Annotated in this window: 11 protein-coding genes; 2 read left to right on the top strand and 9 right to left on the bottom strand. The window is 67.4% G+C overall.

The window, feature by feature from the left end; genetic code table 11:
* Positions 1 to 774, top strand: a 774-nt coding sequence (locus tag B3547_RS18265) for a TonB-dependent receptor domain-containing protein (protein ID WP_292965524.1), incomplete at its 5' end; no start/stop codon positions are given.
* 47 nt (positions 775 to 821) lie between these two features.
* Here the strand turns inward: B3547_RS18265 and B3547_RS18260 are convergent.
* From B3547_RS18260 to B3547_RS18225, 8 genes are all read right to left on the bottom strand, one after another.
* A complete protein-coding gene (locus B3547_RS18260; protein ID WP_292965522.1) occupies positions 822 to 1,892 on the bottom strand; it encodes a threonine aldolase family protein in 1,071 nt (356 codons plus the stop codon).
* A 48-nt stretch (positions 1,893 to 1,940) separates the two neighbouring features.
* The gene (locus B3547_RS18255; protein ID WP_125953298.1) at positions 1,941 to 3,131 is read right to left on the bottom strand and encodes a M24 family metallopeptidase; all 1,191 of its coding nucleotides are present in this window, start codon (positions 3,129 to 3,131) and stop codon (positions 1,941 to 1,943) included.
* Positions 3,128 to 4,804, bottom strand: coding sequence for a hydantoinase B/oxoprolinase family protein (locus tag B3547_RS18250; protein WP_125953297.1), 1,677 nt, complete (start codon positions 4,802 to 4,804; stop codon positions 3,128 to 3,130). Before B3547_RS18250 ends, B3547_RS18255 begins: the two co-directional genes overlap by 4 nt.
* Positions 4,801 to 6,873 carry a hydantoinase/oxoprolinase family protein gene (locus B3547_RS18245; RefSeq protein WP_125953296.1) on the bottom strand — a complete coding sequence of 691 codons (2,073 nt, stop codon included), beginning with the start codon at positions 6,871 to 6,873 and terminating at the stop codon, positions 4,801 to 4,803. Before B3547_RS18245 ends, B3547_RS18250 begins: the two co-directional genes overlap by 4 nt.
* 67 nt (positions 6,874 to 6,940) lie before the next feature.
* The gene (locus tag B3547_RS18240; RefSeq protein ID WP_292965518.1) at positions 6,941 to 7,780 is read right to left on the bottom strand and encodes an aspartate/glutamate racemase family protein; all 840 of its coding nucleotides are present in this window, start codon (positions 7,778 to 7,780) and stop codon (positions 6,941 to 6,943) included.
* A gap of 10 nt (positions 7,781 to 7,790) precedes the next feature.
* Complete coding sequence (locus tag B3547_RS18235; RefSeq protein WP_292965516.1) at positions 7,791 to 10,040, bottom strand: TonB-dependent receptor; 2,250 nt, start codon at positions 10,038 to 10,040, stop codon at positions 7,791 to 7,793.
* 146 nt (positions 10,041 to 10,186) lie between these two features.
* The gene (locus tag B3547_RS18230; RefSeq protein ID WP_292965514.1) at positions 10,187 to 12,898 is read right to left on the bottom strand and encodes a LuxR C-terminal-related transcriptional regulator; all 2,712 of its coding nucleotides are present in this window, start codon (positions 12,896 to 12,898) and stop codon (positions 10,187 to 10,189) included.
* A gap of 146 nt (positions 12,899 to 13,044) precedes the next feature.
* Positions 13,045 to 13,836, bottom strand: a complete 792-nt coding sequence (locus B3547_RS18225; protein WP_292965512.1) for an avidin/streptavidin family protein — start codon at positions 13,834 to 13,836, stop codon at positions 13,045 to 13,047.
* Between the two features lie 109 nt (positions 13,837 to 13,945).
* Between B3547_RS18225 and B3547_RS18220 the strand changes: the two genes are divergently transcribed.
* Entirely contained in the window at positions 13,946 to 14,602 is a 657-nt protein-coding gene (locus B3547_RS18220; protein ID WP_124808944.1) for a DsbA family protein, read from the top strand.
* Between the two features lie 15 nt (positions 14,603 to 14,617).
* On the opposite strand, the gene B3547_RS18215 is transcribed toward B3547_RS18220, so the two are convergent.
* Positions 14,618 to 15,595, bottom strand: a complete 978-nt coding sequence (locus tag B3547_RS18215; protein WP_292965508.1) for an alpha/beta hydrolase — start codon at positions 15,593 to 15,595, stop codon at positions 14,618 to 14,620.
* Between the last annotated feature and the right edge of the window lie 205 nt (positions 15,596 to 15,800).

Here is a 15,800-nt window from a genome sequence, read left to right as displayed (position 1 = left end):
GTGCGCAAGACCAGCTTCGACAACGTCCAGCCCAAGGCGACGCTGACCTACAAGTTCAACGACCGGCAGCTCGTCTACGCGACGTACAGCACCGGCTTCCGTTCGGGCGGGTTCAACGCGCCCACGGTGAGCATCCCGGTGTTCCGCGCGGAAAAGCTGGCGAACTACGAGGCCGGCTTCAAGACGAGCTGGTTCGATCGCCGCCTGATCCTGAACGGGGCGGTCTACAAGGCCGTCAGCAAGGATTTCCAGTATTTCTACATCGATGTCGCCACGGCCTCGCAGATCATCGGCAATATCGACAAGGTGCATATCTGGGGCGTGGAACTGGAAATGCAGGCGCTGCCCACCAAGGGCCTGCAATTGTTCGGCGCCATCGGCACGACCGATACCAACATCCGCAAGAACGTGGTCGATCCCGCCTCCGTGGGCAACCACACGCCCAAGACCACGACCTGGTCGATGAATGCCGGCTTCCAGTACAACCGCCCGCTGACCGACGATTTCGGGCTGCTGCTGCGGCTCGACTATGCGCACAAGGGGCGCAAGTACTGGCAGGTGGACAACCGGCAGGTGCAGAACCCGATCAACCTCGTCGATGTGCGCGTGGGCGTCGAGAACGAGCGCTGGGGCCTCTATTTCAGCGGCCGCAACATCTTCAACGAGAAGTATTACAGCGACTACAACCCGAAGGCCTATTCCGGGTCCGATACCGATATCGGGTTCCGCGCGCAGCCGGCGACCTGGGCGGTGGAAGCCAAGGTCAAGTTCTGACGCGGTCGGGCCATCGCGGCATCAGCCCGCCGCGATGGCCCGAATGTCTAGGCGGCCAGCAAGGCATCGATCCAGCGCGCGACTTCGCCGTTCTCCCAGGTATCGGACGCCGCTCCGATCACCACTTCGGCGATCGAGCGTCCCTCGATCGGGGATTCGGTGAAGGCGTTGAACAGCCAGACGCCATGTTCCCGCGCGAACGCCGCGTGTCTCTGGTCCAGATCGGCGGGCGTTCCCGGCAGCAGCAGCTGGAAGCTGTTCGCGTGGGGAATGACCGGGTGAACGATGATCCGCCCGTCGGAGGCCAGCACCCCGGCCAGATCGCGTGCGCGGCGGACATATTCGGGCATGCGGGCCAGATGCTGATCGATGCCCGCCAGCGCCGAAAGCGCCTGCGGAAAGGCCGTCGCGAGGTTGCCCGCGAAGCGGGTTTTCCATGGCGCGAGACGCCGGATGAAGGCGTCATCGCCAACCAGCGCCGCGCCGCCCAGGCCGCCGAGCCCCTTGTAGTAGGACACATAGACCGTATCCGCGAGGTCGGCGAGATCGGTCAGCGCGACGTCATACCCCGCCGCCGCTTCCCACAGCCGCGCACCATCGAAATGCAGCGGGATACCCTTTTCACGACACCACGCGGACATCGCCCGCAATTCGTCCAGCGGCGGCAGCAAATAGCCTGACCGGCGCAGCGGCAGTTCGACGACCACCGCCGCCAGCTTCTCCTCCACGGCTTGCAGCGCGGCAAGATCGAACGGCTGATAGCGGCCGAGGCGGACAACCTTCAGGCCGGCCACGCGTTCGAGCCCGTCCCCTTCGTCCGACGCGATATGCCCCTGCGGATGCATCGCGACCGTGTCAGTCCCGCGCGCGTCGGCGTGGACGCGGAGCGCGCAGTATTGCGCGGTCATGCCCTTGATGAAGAACCGTGCAGCCGGCTTGCCCAGCAATGCGGCCGTGCGCTCCTCGAGCCGCGCCACGGCGCCACCGGCGCCATAGACATCCGCGGCCTCATCCTCGGGCGCATAGTCGGCCAGCGCGAGAAGCTGTTCGCGCGGTCCGGAAAAGCCATGGTACGATAGCGAGCGGGTGCAGGATTTCCTGATATCGGGATCGTTCATGCCGCAATCGTAAGGACTTGAGCCTATGCCGCAAGGCAAGGCGCCCCGTCAGGCGAACGGTTCGTCGATTGCCCGCGAAGGCTCGGTAAACCAGCGCGCGCCGTGATCGGTGACGTGGAAATGATCCTCCAGCCGCACCCCGAACCGGCCCGGCACCACGATCATCGGCTCGTTGGAAAAGCACATGCCGGGCTTCAGCGGCGTCTCGTCTCCGCGCACGAGATAGGGACCTTCGTGAATCGACAGGCCGATGCCGTGGCCGGTGCGATGCGGCAGGCCGGGCAGGCGGTAGTCCGGACCCAGTCCGTGCCGTTCCAGCACCGCCCGCGCCGCCGCGTCGATCGCGGCGCAGGGCACGCCGGGGCGCACGGCGTCGAACGCCGCGCGTTGCGCCTCGGCCTCGATGTCCCAGATACGGCTCTGTTCGTCATCCGCCTTGCCGAAAACGTAGCTGCGGGTGATGTCGGAATTGTAGCCTTCCACCGCGCAGCCGGTGTCGATCAGCACCATGTCGCCCTCGCGCAGTTCGTCGTCCTGCGGCAAGCCGTGCGGGAAGGCGGTGGAAGCGCCGAACTGGACGATGCAGAACGTGCTGCCGGCGCTGCCGATCGCCTTGTGCGCGGCATCGATGAAGCCGCGCACGGCGCTGGCGCGGATACCGGGGGCGAGAACGCGGGCGGCGCGGCGCTGGACTTCCAGCGTCATCCGCTTGGCTTGCCGCATCAGCGCCAGTTCCGGCTCCGACTTGATCGCCCGGCACCCGTCGATGATCGGGGTGGCATCGAGGACCGAGGCAGAGGGCGCCGCCAGCCGGACCCTCTCCGCCATGCCGAACGGCAGCGCCGGATCGATCGCCAGCCGCGTGGCGCCGGCTTCGCGCAGGATCGCGGTGACCAGTGCGGAAGGACTTTCGTGCTCCTCCCACAACCGCAGATCGACATCCAGGGTCAGGATCGCCTCGAGCGACCCCTGCTCGAACGCCGGACAGACGATGTAGGGCTTGCCGCGCGGCGTCAGCACCATCGCCACCAGCCGTTCGATCATGCCCCAGCCGATCCCGGTGAAGTACGAGAGGCTGAGCCCCGCCCCCACCAGCAGCGCATCCGCCCCGGCATCGACCATGGCCGCGCGGGCACGCTCGATCCGGGCCTGCCGCTCCGCCAGCGTGATCGCGGGCGCGCGATCCGCCCACGGCTGGATCGTGGCCAGTTCGGCCGCGATGGTCGATCCGCCGATCATGCCGCCGGATCGAACCCGTAATCGCGCCGCGCCTGCTCCGACGTGACATAGCCATCGCGCAGGTCGGCCAGCAGGCGGGATCGATCGCGTTTCATCGGATCACCATAGCCGCCACCCGTCGCGCTGACGAGCCGGAAGATCTCCCCTTCCACCGCCCGCGCGCCGGTGACCATCGAATAAGTCTCCACCGAGCCATCGCGGCGCAGGATCTCGGCGCGGTTGGTGGAGCCTTCGCCACCGCCGGCCAGCCCCCACGGGCGCGAGGTGGTGCGCGTGGCGGAATAGGTGAGGAAGGCTTCCTTCGCCGTCACGCGATAGTCCAGCACCACGCCCTTGCCGCCACGGTATTCGCCCGCGCCGCCGTCCTCGTCGTGCAAGGCATACTGGTCGATCTCGAAGCCGTAGCGGCTTTCGGCCAGTTCGATGGGGATGTTGAACGTCTCGCCATTGGCGGCGCAGAACTGGCCGGCATCGCCGTCGTGATCGATGCCCGCGCCCCAGCCGCCCACCAGCGGCTCGCCCATCACGAACAGGTCTTCAGTGCCGGGCAGAAGCCCGGAAATGAACGTCGCGCCCACGGTACGCTGGTGGCCCACCGGCAGCTTGTGCGGCATCAGCGGGGCCAGCGCCTTCCACATGACCTCGATCGCGCCCAGCAGCGATTCATAGTAGATCGAAACCGGCGCCGGGCTTTTCGCCGACAGGATCGTGCCTTCCGGGCAGATCACCTCCAGCGCGCGGAAACAGCCGCCGTTGGCCGGAATCTCGGTATTGGTGACCGCCTTGAACGTGCAGCGCACGCCGGTGATGAGGCCGGCGTAGGACAGGTTGATCGGCCCCGGCGCCTGGCCGCTGGTGCCGGTAAAATCGGCGATCATCCGGTCGTCGGTGATCGTCACCTTGACCTTGATCACGAACGGGCCGTTGCCGTGCCCGTCCTCTTCCACCACGTCCTCGGCGGTGAACACGCCCTTGGGCAGCTTCTTCAGCTCCTCGCGCGTCATGCGCTCGCCATAGTCGAGCAGCGAATCCATCGCCGCCAGCAGATCGTCGACCCCGTATTTCGCGGCGAGTTCGACGATCCGCCGCCCGCCCACGCGGCAAGCGGCCACGCCCGCGTGCATGTCGCCGATGGTGCTGTCGGGCAGACGAACGTTGGTGCGGATCAACTCGACCAGCGCCTCGTTCATGCGGCCTTCGTCGAACAGCTTGAGGAAGCGCAGGTGCAGCCCTTCCTGGAAGATGTCGGTCGATGCGGTGGTCGCGCTGCCGGGATAAGTGCCGCCCACTTCGGTCCAGTGCGCCTTGTTGACGGTCCAGGCGATCAGCCGGCCGTCGACAAAGACCGGATAGAGGATCACCACGTCCGACAGGTGCGTGCCGCCGCCTTCGTAGGGCGAATTGGTGACGAAGATGTCGCCCGGCCTGATCCGGTCGAGCGGCCAGTGCTCCAGCGTGCTCTGCACGGCGGTATCGAGCGTGGCGAGGAAGCCGGTCACGCCGTTGCCCTGCGCCAGCAGGTTGCCGCGCGCGTCGGTCGCGCCCACGGCGAAGTCGGTCGTCTCGTAGATGATCGGGCTCATCGAGGTACGGATCATCGCGTTGAACATCTCGTCGCCCAGGGCCACGAGCGCGTCCTTGATGATTTCCTGGGTGAAGGGATCGGTGCTCACGGGCGCGCTCCTTCGGGCTGGGGAAGATGGACATGGTAATTGCCAAGGCGATCGACTTCGGCACGCGCGCCCGGCGGCAGCGGCAGGGTAACGGCCGGCTCCTGGATCACCGCCGGGCCGGACAACGCCATCCCCGGCTCCAGCCGCAGCCCGTCATAGATCGTCGCGTCATGCACGCCGTGCGTGTCGAAATCGACGCGCCGGGTGCCCTTGACCGCATCCGCCAGCGTCAGGCCAGTCACCGCCCGCTCGGCAAGGTCGGGCTTGTCGACCGGCAGGGTGGCGACAAGGTGGAAGTTGACGAGCTGCACCGCCGCGTCGAGCCGGTAGGTGAAGCGCTTCTCGTGCGCCTCGTGAAACGCCGCGATCGCGGCGTCCACCGGCGCATCGCCATCGAGCGGGAAGGCGATGCCCACGGTATGTTCCTGCCCCGCATAGCGCAGGTCCGCCCGGTATTCGAACAGCGGCGCGCGATCGCCCGCTTCGCCGGCGAAATCGCGCAGCGCCTCCGCCTCGATTTCGGCGAAGATGGCGCGCACGGCGTCGATGCTGCCGGGCGCAAGCGGAGTCAGCCGGGTGCGAATATAGTCGCGTCGCAGGTCGGTCAGCAGCATCCCCCAGGCCGAGAACACGGAGGAGTTAACCGGGATGATCACGCGCGGCACCTTGAGCTCCTCGGCCAGCGCCACCGCGTGCATCGCCCCGCCGCCGCCAAAGGCCATCAGCGCGAAATCGCGCGGATCGTAGCCCTTGTTGGTGGACACCAGCCGCAGCGCGGTGGTCATGTTGGCGTTGGCGATGCGGATCACCCCGCGCGCCAGTTCCGCGCGGCTGAGCCCGAGCTGGTCGCACAATGGCGCGAACGCGGCATCCACCGCCTGCCAGTCCGGTTCCACCTCCCCGCCGACGAAGCTGGCCGGATCGATGCGGCCCAGCAGGAGATTGGCGTCAGTCGTGGTCGGACGGGTGCCGCCGCGCCCATAGGCCGCCGGCCCCGGGCGCGCGCCGGCCGATTGCGGCCCGACATGGAGCTTGCCGCCGGCATCGACCCACGCGATGGACCCGCCGCCGTTGCCGATCTCGACGATTTCGGAAACGGGTGTCTGCACCGGATAGCCGGGCGACTTGCCGTCGCGCTCGATGTAGTAGTCGGTCGAGACCTTGATCTGGCCGCCCTCGATCAGCGTGCACTTGGCCGTGGTGCCGCCGATATCGAGCACGATCAGGTTCGGCTCGCCGATCGCCCGGCCGACATGGGCGGCGGCGTAGATGCCGCTGGCGGGTCCGGATTCGACCATGGTGATCGGGTTCGCCTTGGCCGCCGCCGCGGTGGCAATGCCGCCGTTGGACTGCATCATGTAGGGCTTCTGGCCAAAGCCGCCGTCGGCCAGCCGCTGTTCCAGCCGCTCGATATAGCGCCGCGCGATCGGCGAGACATAGGCGGACAGGACGGTGGTGTTGGTCCTTTCATATTCGCGCCATTCGCGGCTCACCTCGTGGCTCGCCAGCACGGCCACGCCGGGCCAGGCCGCGCGGATCGCCTCCACCGTGCGGCGTTCGTTTTCGGGATTCACATAGGCGTGGAGAAAAGCCACCGCGATCGCCTCGACGCCTTCCGCCCGGAAGAAATCGAGCAGCGCGGGCAACGGCGCGAGATCGACCGGCTTCACCAGATCCCCCCGGAAGTTGCTGCGCTCGGCCAGTTCGGCACGCAGATAGCGGTCCACAAACGGCCGGGGCTTGCGGAAGTTGAAGTTGAACAGGTCCGGCCGGTTGCCCCGCGCGATCTCGATCACGTCGCGGAAGCCCGCCGTGGTGATCAGCGCGGTCTTCACGCCCTTGCGCTCGGTCAGCGCGTTGATGACCACGGTGGAGCCGTGCGCGAAGAAATCGAGCGCGGCGGGCGAAAGGCCGGCCTTGGCCATGGCGTTCATCACGCCCTGTTCGAATTCGGGCGGGGTGGTATCCGCCTTGGCCACCTGCACCGCGCCGGGGCGGCCGGTCTCGGGATCGACGGGATAATAGACCAGGTCGGTGAAGGTGCCGCCGACGTCGCTTGCTGCACGCACGGGAAATTCTCCGGTTGGGCCTGTCGCCAGGCCCCGGTGGGAAGGAATCAGGGAAAGTGCGGCGCGGTCAGGCGCGGGGCACGATCACGGTGTTGCCGATCGGCGGCGGCGCGGCGAACAGGCCGCTGGCCGCCAGCCGCTCCTCGCCGGGCGGGGCCATGCTGTAACGCCGGCTGGGCTTCCATCCGAACTGCACCTTGGCCAGCGCCGCCGCCTCGGTCGCCTTGTAACAGGCATAGACGGCATCGACGATTGGGACGCCGAACTCCCGCTGCAACTGCGCGTAGAAGCCGAATTCGATCGTGCAGCCCAGAATCACCGCCTCGGCCTTGTCGATCTCCACCGCTTCGCGCACCGCGCGGCGGATGGCGTCCTCGGTGGCGGCGGTATCCTGCTGGAATTCATCGACGTGGCGGCCGATGGTGCGGAACGAGGCCAGCCGGTCATGATAGCCGTAGTGGCGGATGCGATCTTCCATCTGCACCTTCCACTTCTCGACGCCGATCACGACCGAGAAGCGGTTGGCGAGGTTGGACACGATCTGGAGCGCCGACTGGCACGGCGCGCAGACCACGGCATCGCCGGAAATCTCACGCGCCTCGTCCAGCGCGGTGTCATAGAAGCAACCGATGGCATAGCCATCGAAGCCATGGGTCGCGGCATAGCGCGCGATCGCCGTCACCGGAAACCAGATGCGGCTTTCGAACACCCGCCATTCCAGGTTGGTCAGCGCGACCGGCTCGGGAATGGCGAGCGAAACGACATGGACTTCGGCATTGGGCAGTTTGACGCGGCCGATCAGGTCGGCGATCGGCGCGTCATAGCCCGGCTGGTTGATCGGGTTGACCCAGAGGATCCTGAGCGGCGCCGTGGCCGGCGCCTCGCGGTGATGGGCGATCGCGGTCATGTCCTTTCCCTCAGAAGCTCGTCCGCAGTTCGAAGCCCCAGGTGCGCGGCGAAGCCGGCTGGACGAAGCCCCCGCTGACGAACTCGGCGTTGTACTTCTTGTCGCCAAGGTTGCGGACGAACCCGGTCAGGCTCCACTTGCCGCTGGCGTCCTCCAGCCCGGCATGAAGGTTGACGAGCTGGAAGGAAGACCGCGCCGTGGCATTTTCCGGGTCCCAGTACTGCTTGCCGTGGTGTTCCATCTCGCCGCGCGCGAAGACTTTGAGGCCATCGGACACCGGGAAGCGGTATTGCGCGCCGATCGATCCGCTGTCGCGCGGGATATAGGGTGCCCAGTTGCCGACGTCGGCGGGATTGAACGTGAACTGCTTGATCCGGCTGTGGGTGTATCCGTAGTTGGCGTAGAGGTCCAAGCCCTTGACCGGGGTGAAGGCCACCTCGATTTCCCCGCCGTAGAGATCGACCTTGTCTACGTTGACAAGGATCTGCGCGCCCACCGCGCCCACGAAAACGAAGTAGAACGGGTTCTTGTCAGCGGTGTAGAACGCGGTGCCGTTGATCCGCAGGCGGCCACCGAGCAGCGTCGCCTTGAAGCCGGCCTCGGTCGTTTCCGCGCTTTCCTGCCGGGCCAGGTCGAAAGCGCCGGGCAGGTTGGCGGCGGATGCCGCGCCGGCTTGGTTGAACTGGCCAGACCGGAAACCGATGCCCCAGTCGGCGAACAGCGTGAGGTTCGGGCTGGCCTTGTAGTTCAGCGTGACCTTGGGCTGTGCCTTGCTGAAATTGGCGACGCGCGAACAGGCGGTGGTGGCCGCCACCGTGCAGCCGGCGGGAACGCCCGCACTGCTCAGCGGATCGATCATCTGATGGCGGTGATCGTGGTCGTAGCGGAACGCGACCGCGGCTTCGAGCTTATCGGTCAGATCATAGGCAACGTTGCCGTAAAAGGCATAGGCGGTGTTGCGGTTGTTATCAGCCAGGAACGACAGCGTGGGGTTGATCGGATTGCTGTATTGCGGCGCCTTGTAGATGCTGACGATGCCCTGCCCGTTGTCCTGCCCCGTCGTGGTCGAGATGAACCGGCGGGTGCCGAGGATGTAGGCGCCGATCATCCAGCGGAAGCGGCCGCCATCGGGCGATGCGATGCGCAGGTCGTTCTGCCAGGCCTTGACGGTCTCGTACTGCGTCTGCGTGCCGTCGGTGCCGAACACGTTGCGGCTGGCGGTGTAGGGGAACTGATCGCCTTCGAGGTATTCCTTGATGCGGATATAGGACAGGACGTTGGTGATCGTGCCCCAGTCCGCCTTGTTTTCCAGCTTCAGCGAGACATCGGTCAGCTCGCGGAAGTTGCGGCCCCGGTTGTTGGCGCAGAACCGGCGGCTGACGCGGTCGGCATCGGGCGCCGGGCCGCCGAACGGATTGGCCGGATCGAGGAAGCACGATGTGTCCGAGGCGAACTTGGCGCCCTGGAACTGGAACTGGTCGCCGATCGCGTTGGTGTGGCTGTAGCTCGCGCGCAGGTCCGCGGTCAGCGTATCGGTCAGGAACGCTTTCAACTGGCCGCGCACGTTGCGGTCATGCACCCAGTCGACCGTCTGGTTCAGATAATCGTTACGCAGCAGGCCGCCGAAGTTGCGCGCGCTGCCGGCCAGGCGGAACAGCAGCTTGTCCTTGACGATCGGCCCGCTGACCGAAACCTCGCCGCGATAGTCGTTGCCGTTGCCGGCGGAAATCTGCGCGTCGAGATGAAAGTCGTTGGTCGGCTGCTTGGTGGTGACGATGATCGCGCCACCGATCGCGTTGCGCCCGTAAAGCGCCCCTTGCGGGCCGCGCAGCACTTCGATCTGCTTCACGTCGAACAGGTCGCTGGTGAACTGGCGCGCGGAAATCTGCTGGATGCCGTCGGTCACCACCGCGATCGGGCTTTCGCCGTTGCGGACCTGCGAGATGCCGCGAATGGTGACGAACGAATTGCCCGCGCTCTGCGACTGGACGATCGAGATATTGGGCGTGATGCCGATGAAGTCCGCCACGCCCTTCACCCGCGCATCTTCCAGCGCCTGGCTGGAAAAGGCGGTGACCGACAGCGGCGCCTGCTGCAGCGCTTCCAGGCGGCCACGCCCGATCACGACGATCTGGCTGGGGTCGGCGGGCGCGGCAGCGGCCTCTTCCGCCGGCGCTTGCTGCGCGTGCGCCACGCCGGCGGCGGACAGGACGAGCGCCGAAGCGCAGGCGGACAGGCGTATCGTGCTACGAACGGACATTGGACCCCCCTTGGTCGGATTTGTGTCTCTTCCGGCAAGGTCCGTCATCGGGCGGTCACGAACAAGCTGCCCCGGAGAGTAGCTACCCATCGGTGGAGGCGGCGGCGGACCTACCCGAACGGGGAGGTCCGGCGGCGGGCGAAGGGTCAGGCGCGGGAGGACCAGCCGGTGTCGCGCAAGGCAGACAGCGCGTGGGCGCGACGGTCCACGCCCAGCTTGGCGAAGATGTTTTTGAGGTGGAATTTGACGGTGTGCTCGGTCATGTCGAGCGCGCGGGCAATTTCCTTGTTGGTCAGTCCGCGCGAAAGCTCGGCGACGACCTCCTGCTCGCGCGTGCTGAGCACCGCGATCGGGCTGTCGTCCGCCGGGCCGGTCTCCGCCATGCGTTCGTCGATAGAGGACAGAAACGAGGCCTCGACGGGATTGCCGCCGCCGTCCCACAGCGCGCGCTTGAGCCGGCGGATCAGCGGCGCGAGTTCGGGCTGCTCGAAGAACGGCAACGCGATCCCTTCACCGGCAGCGCGCTCCACCGCCTCGCGCAAATGGCCCATGGCGTCGTCCGGCCGCCGGCCCAGCGCGGCGATGCGCGCCAGCAGCAGATGCGCGCGCACTTCATAGGGACGCGCGCCGATCGCCCGGGCACAGGCAAGCATGTCGCCCGCCCGTTCGCGCGCCTGCGCCGGATCGCGGATCGCCAGCCACGTTCCCAGTGCGAACGCCACGTCCACACCGGCGCGCCAGTGGACGGGATTGTCGCGCCAGATGCCGAGGGGGAAACGGGCGGCGAGGTGTTCCGCCAGCGGCTGCGCCTGCGCTGTCTCGCCCGCCGCACCATGGCGCAGCAGGCGCTGCGCCTGGACGATGCTCGCCAGCCGCTCCAGCCCGCGGGCGCGGGTCAGCGCATCGCCATCGGCAATCACGCGGTCCATGGCCGCGCTATCCTGTGCCAGCCAGGCAAGGCGGAAGCGGCTATCCAGCCCGGCGGCATAGATTTCGAACCAGCCATCGTAATCACAGACATGGCGGAACGCCTCGTCAAGCTCCTGCGCGGTCATCGTCAACCGCCCGTCGCCCCACAGCTCGACCAGCGCCAGCAGCGTCTCCGCCAGTGCCTTCAGGCCACTGTCCGCGCCGAAGTTCTCGACCGCCATCGCCTTCGCGCGCTGGAGATAGGCGGTGGCGCTGCGCAGTTCGCCGCGATAGGCGCACGACAGGCCCGCGTGCAGGAAGCAGTAGTTGAGGCCCAGCACCGAATTGACCGACCGCATCGCGCCCATCGCCTGCCGCGCGAAATCCTCCGCCCTTGCCAGCTGGCCCGCGCACAGGCTGGCGACCGCCCCCGCGCAATCGAGCACGCCGCGCGTCAGTCCGTCGGCATCCGGCATCCGCTGCCGCATCGTCTCGAAGAACGACAGGAACGGCACGTCGACGGTATTGTCCTCGTACGTGCGGATCAGGACGTTGATGTTGAGGGTATCGCGCTCGTAATCGTTCAGCAGGCTCCAGTCCCCAGCAGGCCAGTCACCCGCCGGCGCACCCGGATCAAGGGCCACCAGATCGAACGTCGATCGCGCCTCGCGCAGCAGACCCATCTTGAGCTTCACGTAGGCTTCGGCCAGCAGCAGGCGCGGGTGCGACAGGCGCTCTGCCGGAGGAATGAAACCCAGCAGCTGGTTGAGCTGTCCCATCCCGCCGAACAGCACCAGCCGCCAGCCGCCCGCCTGCTCCACCAGTTCGGCGCAGCGCGCGAAATCGCCGGCCAGGCTGGCGTGGCGCACCGCCTCGTCCAGCAGTCCCCGCCGTTCGAATGCTTCCGAGGCGCGCAAGTGCAGCGCGGGCACCGCCGTCGGCCTGCGCTGGCGCAACTGCGCCTGGAGATAATCGGCGAAGAGATGGTGATACCGATACCAGATCGCGTCGGCATCGAGCGGTGTCAGCAACGATTGCAGCGGCTCCAGCTGCTCCATGATCCGCCAGCTGTCGTCCCGCCCCCGCAGCGCATCGGTGATCTCCACGCTGAACCGTTCGAGGATCGAGGTTTCCAGCAGAAAATCGACCGCCTCCTCGGTCAGCCCGCGCAGGACCTGATCGGAAAGGAAGCTCCACAAGTGCCCTCCCCGCGTTGCCAGCCGGCCCAGAGCGGGCGCACCGGAGGCCTGCCCCTGGCCCTGCAAGGTGATCAGGCGGGCAAGCTGCAGCGCCACTGGCCAACCCTCGGTCCGTTCCGCCAGCGCGTCGCGATCGGCTTCGGCCAGACCGACATCGAGCACCTGCCGCGATTCCGACGGCGTGAAGCGCAGCATGTCGCTGGTGATCTCCACCGCCGCGCCGCTGCCCAGCAGGCGGTGCAGCCCGATATCCGGTCGGCGGCGCGTGCTCATCAGCAGGCGCGTGCCTTCGGGCAGCAGCGCGATCCACTGCCCGAGGAACCCGTCGAGCGGCTGGGCGGACGCGCGGTGATAATCGTCAAGAATCAGCGTGACCGGCGCGCCGCTGCCGGCCAGGCGCGCGTTCAATTCGCGCACCGCGCTGTCGATGGTGATCTCGGTCAGGCCCCGGTCGGCCTGCGCCACCAGATCGCCCACGTCGACATCGGCGCTTTCCAGCGCCCGGATCACCCCGATCATGAAGCGGCGCACGTCCGCATCGCCCTCGTCGAGCGTCAGCCAGCCCACGCGCCCGCCAGCGTCGCGCAAATGATCGCGCCATTGTGACAGCAGCGTGGTCTTGCCGAAGCCGGCCGGCGCGGTCAGGAGAACCAGGCGGCTCGCCGCCACCGATCCCAGCGCGGTCATCAGCCGGGCGCGGTGGACCACGCTCGACGGCATGCGCGGCACTTCCAGCTTGAGCTGGAGCATCCGCTGGGCGTCACTGGCGGTTCCGGTGCTGGGCATTCCCCCTCGACGCTGGCCGGATGGCCCCGCGCCATCCCTGCTTGCCGCCGCATAGTGTGCCGCCCCGCGCTCCGGCGCAACCTCCCCTTCCCGTGGCGGCGGCAGCGACGTCACGGCCCGTCGCGCCGGACCAGCGACAGTGGCCAAAGCGAGGTCTGGAGGTAGGCGCCCTCCAACGGCGTGGCATGCCCGGTCATTGCCTGCAGCAGGAGCACCCCCGCCTCCCCCTCCAGCCAGCCGCCCATCGCGACCGTCCGGTTCCGCGCCTCGTCGCAAGCGGTGATCGCCAGCGCACACCGGTCGCTTTCCTCCGCCTGCCCGTCCAGATCGGCAAAGCCGGTGATGGCGATTTCGCGCCCGTCTTGCTCCAGAAAACCGTCCACCAGCGCGACGCGCCCACCCGGCTCGGCCAGCACGCGGAGAGCAAGCCGCATGCCGTCCGCGCCGCTCCAGACGCCCGACGCCGGATGGGGAACGGCCACCCCCGCCGGCGGCAGCCCGGCATAGGGGGTATCCGAAGTCCTGCGATAGGTGAGCTTGTCACAATAGAGGCCGGGGCCGCACAGGCCCGGAAACTCCCCGGATGCCACGAGCAGATGATTGACCGTCACCTGCGCTCCGCCATCCTGGTCATGATACTGGCCGGCCATCGCCGACGCCCAATGCCAGCTCGGATCGGCAGGATCGCCACCGACCGAACGCCATGCGATCGCAAGAGCAAGCGGCTGGCCGTTCCCGCCGGAAGCGGTCCCGCCCCGACGGCCGGTCACGAGGTAGCGGCCCGTCGATCCGGTGGTCGATTCATACACGCCCCAGATCGCGCCGCTGCCCGCAGGCTTCTCCTCCACCGCGAGGATCATGCGCGAGCCGTACTCGTTCTCCCAGACGCCTGCGACCGTCACTCTGCCATCCCGTCATCACCAACCGGGCGAACTATCGCAGGCGCCAGAGGGGAAACCAGCTACCCGGACGAGTAGGTCGCCGCTATCGAGCGGTCTGAAAGGATCTTGCATGAAGAATACGATGCACGCCGGCCTTGCCGCAATCGCCGCGCTGGCGCTGCTCCTGCCGACCGGGGCCGCGCTGGCCGCAGCGCCCGGGCGCGGGACCGACGATACGCAGGCCGCCGCCAACATCCGCGCCCTGTTGCAGAACGATCCCGTGGTACCAACCGTCGCCCCGCGCGGCGCGGACGTCACGATCGTGCTGTTCTCCGACTACCAGTGCCCTTACTGCAAGCAGATCCACCCGGTGATCCAGCAATTGCTGCGCGAAGACCGGAAAGTGAAGGTCGTCTATCGCGACTGGCCGATATTCGGGGCGGGATCGGTCGAAGCCGCCCGCACGGCAATCGCCGCGAACTATCAGGGCAGGCACGCTGCGTTCAACGATGCCATGATGCAGACCCCGGGGCGGATTACCTCTCAAGGGGTGCGCGCGGCGGCCGATCGGGCCGGGATCGACTGGAACAGGTTGCAAGGCGACCTTGCGATCCACGCAAAGGATATCGACGCCGCCATCACGCGTACCAATCTCTATGCCACGGTGATGGGCCTCAAGGGTACGCCGGGCATCCTTGTCGGCCCCTACCTGATCCCCGGCGCGGTCGACATCGCGAACCTTCGGCGCGTGGTGGCCAGAGCGCGCGCCAATCCGACGGGCGCCTGACCGGAGCCATGCCGTTCAGCCCCCGTGCCGCCCAAGAAACGCATGGAGCAACGACGGCCATTGCCCCGCCGGCGCGTTTGCGGGGCCAATGCCGAAACCATGCCCGCCCTCCTCGAACAGGTGCGCTTCCACCGGCCGTCCCACGCCCCGCATGGCATCCAGGAACAACATCGTGTTCTGATAGGGAACCGCCTGGTCATCGATGGCGTGAGCCAGAAACGTCGGCGGCGTATCGGCACCGACATGCTGCGCAGGCGAGCGGCGGGCGATCAAGGCTGGCTCCGGCGCGGGGCCGAGCAGTGTCTGCGCGGAAAGCGCATGCGTATAAGGCGGCGTCACCGCGATGACCGGATAGATCAGGCCGGCGCAGCTCGGCACCGGGTCCAGCTCGTCCGCGGCATCGCGCGCTTCATAGACCGCGTGCCTGCCGCTGGTGATGAGCGAAGCCGCCAGATGTCCGCCGGCGGAAAACCCCACCACGGCAACGGATTGGTCGATGCCGAAGTGCACCGCCCGCGACCGGATGAGGCGCATGGCCCGCTGCGCATCCTGCAGCGGCACGTCCCAGCGATCGGCCCAGCCTTCGCCCGGCAAGCGATAGATCAGCACGAACACCGTGTAGCCCAGCCCCGTGAACACCCGCGCAACGTCCAGTCCTTCGTTGCGGCTCGACACGAAATTGTATGCGCCGCCCGGGATCGCCAGCAGGGCGCGACCATTGCCTTTCTGCGGACGGAACACCCGTATTTCGGGCCGGATCACCCCGGTGATGAACGTGGGATCGAGCGTGGCAGACTTCGACGGCGCCACCTTCGGCGCGCCGGGCGGCTGCCCTTCCCAAAGCGGCAGTGCAGGCGCCTCCAGCCACGCGGCGGACAACTGGCCCGCACCCTGCGGGATCTTCAGGGCTTCCCTGGCGGCTTGCACCGGCCCGTTCGTCAGCAACATTCCACTCCCCAGCAGCACCTGCCTGCGGTTGATCGGCCATTCCATTCCATTCTCCCGCAACAGGCAGGCCGGAAAGCTTCCGACCATCCGACTCCGGCATACAACCTCAGTCCGCGACAGGCAGGACCGGGCGGCACGCCACCGGCGGCCATCCTGCCACTGCCAACCACCTACGCCAACCTCCCGGAACCGATGTCATCCCCTGAAAATGCACGATTGCGTAATCGATTGCTCTATCCTAGGATCGGTC

Origin of the sequence: Novosphingobium sp. UBA1939, from assembly GCF_002336885.1 — a bacterium.
Lineage (GTDB): Bacteria > Pseudomonadota > Alphaproteobacteria > Sphingomonadales > Sphingomonadaceae > Novosphingobium.
The sequence above is the reverse complement of the archived record's forward strand: the minus strand, read 5'-3'. Positions and strand labels throughout refer to the sequence as shown.

Excerpts from the sequence above, each read along its gene's own strand:
- B3547_RS18260 (WP_292965522.1), bottom strand. The coding sequence starts at position 1,892 with ATGAACGATCCCGATATCAGGAAATCCTGCACCCGCTCGCTATCGTAC.
- B3547_RS18255 (WP_125953298.1), bottom strand. The coding sequence starts at position 3,131 with ATGATCGGCGGATCGACCATCGCGGCCGAACTGGCCACGATCCAGCCG.
- B3547_RS18240 (WP_292965518.1), bottom strand. The coding sequence starts at position 7,780 with ATGACCGCGATCGCCCATCACCGCGAGGCGCCGGCCACGGCGCCGCTC.
- B3547_RS18235 (WP_292965516.1), bottom strand. The coding sequence starts at position 10,040 with ATGTCCGTTCGTAGCACGATACGCCTGTCCGCCTGCGCTTCGGCGCTC.
- B3547_RS18230 (WP_292965514.1), bottom strand. The coding sequence starts at position 12,898 with ATGCTCCAGCTCAAGCTGGAAGTGCCGCGCATGCCGTCGAGCGTGGTC.
- B3547_RS18220 (WP_124808944.1), top strand. The coding sequence starts at position 13,946 with ATGAAGAATACGATGCACGCCGGCCTTGCCGCAATCGCCGCGCTGGCG.
- B3547_RS18215 (WP_292965508.1), bottom strand. The coding sequence starts at position 15,595 with ATGGAATGGCCGATCAACCGCAGGCAGGTGCTGCTGGGGAGTGGAATG.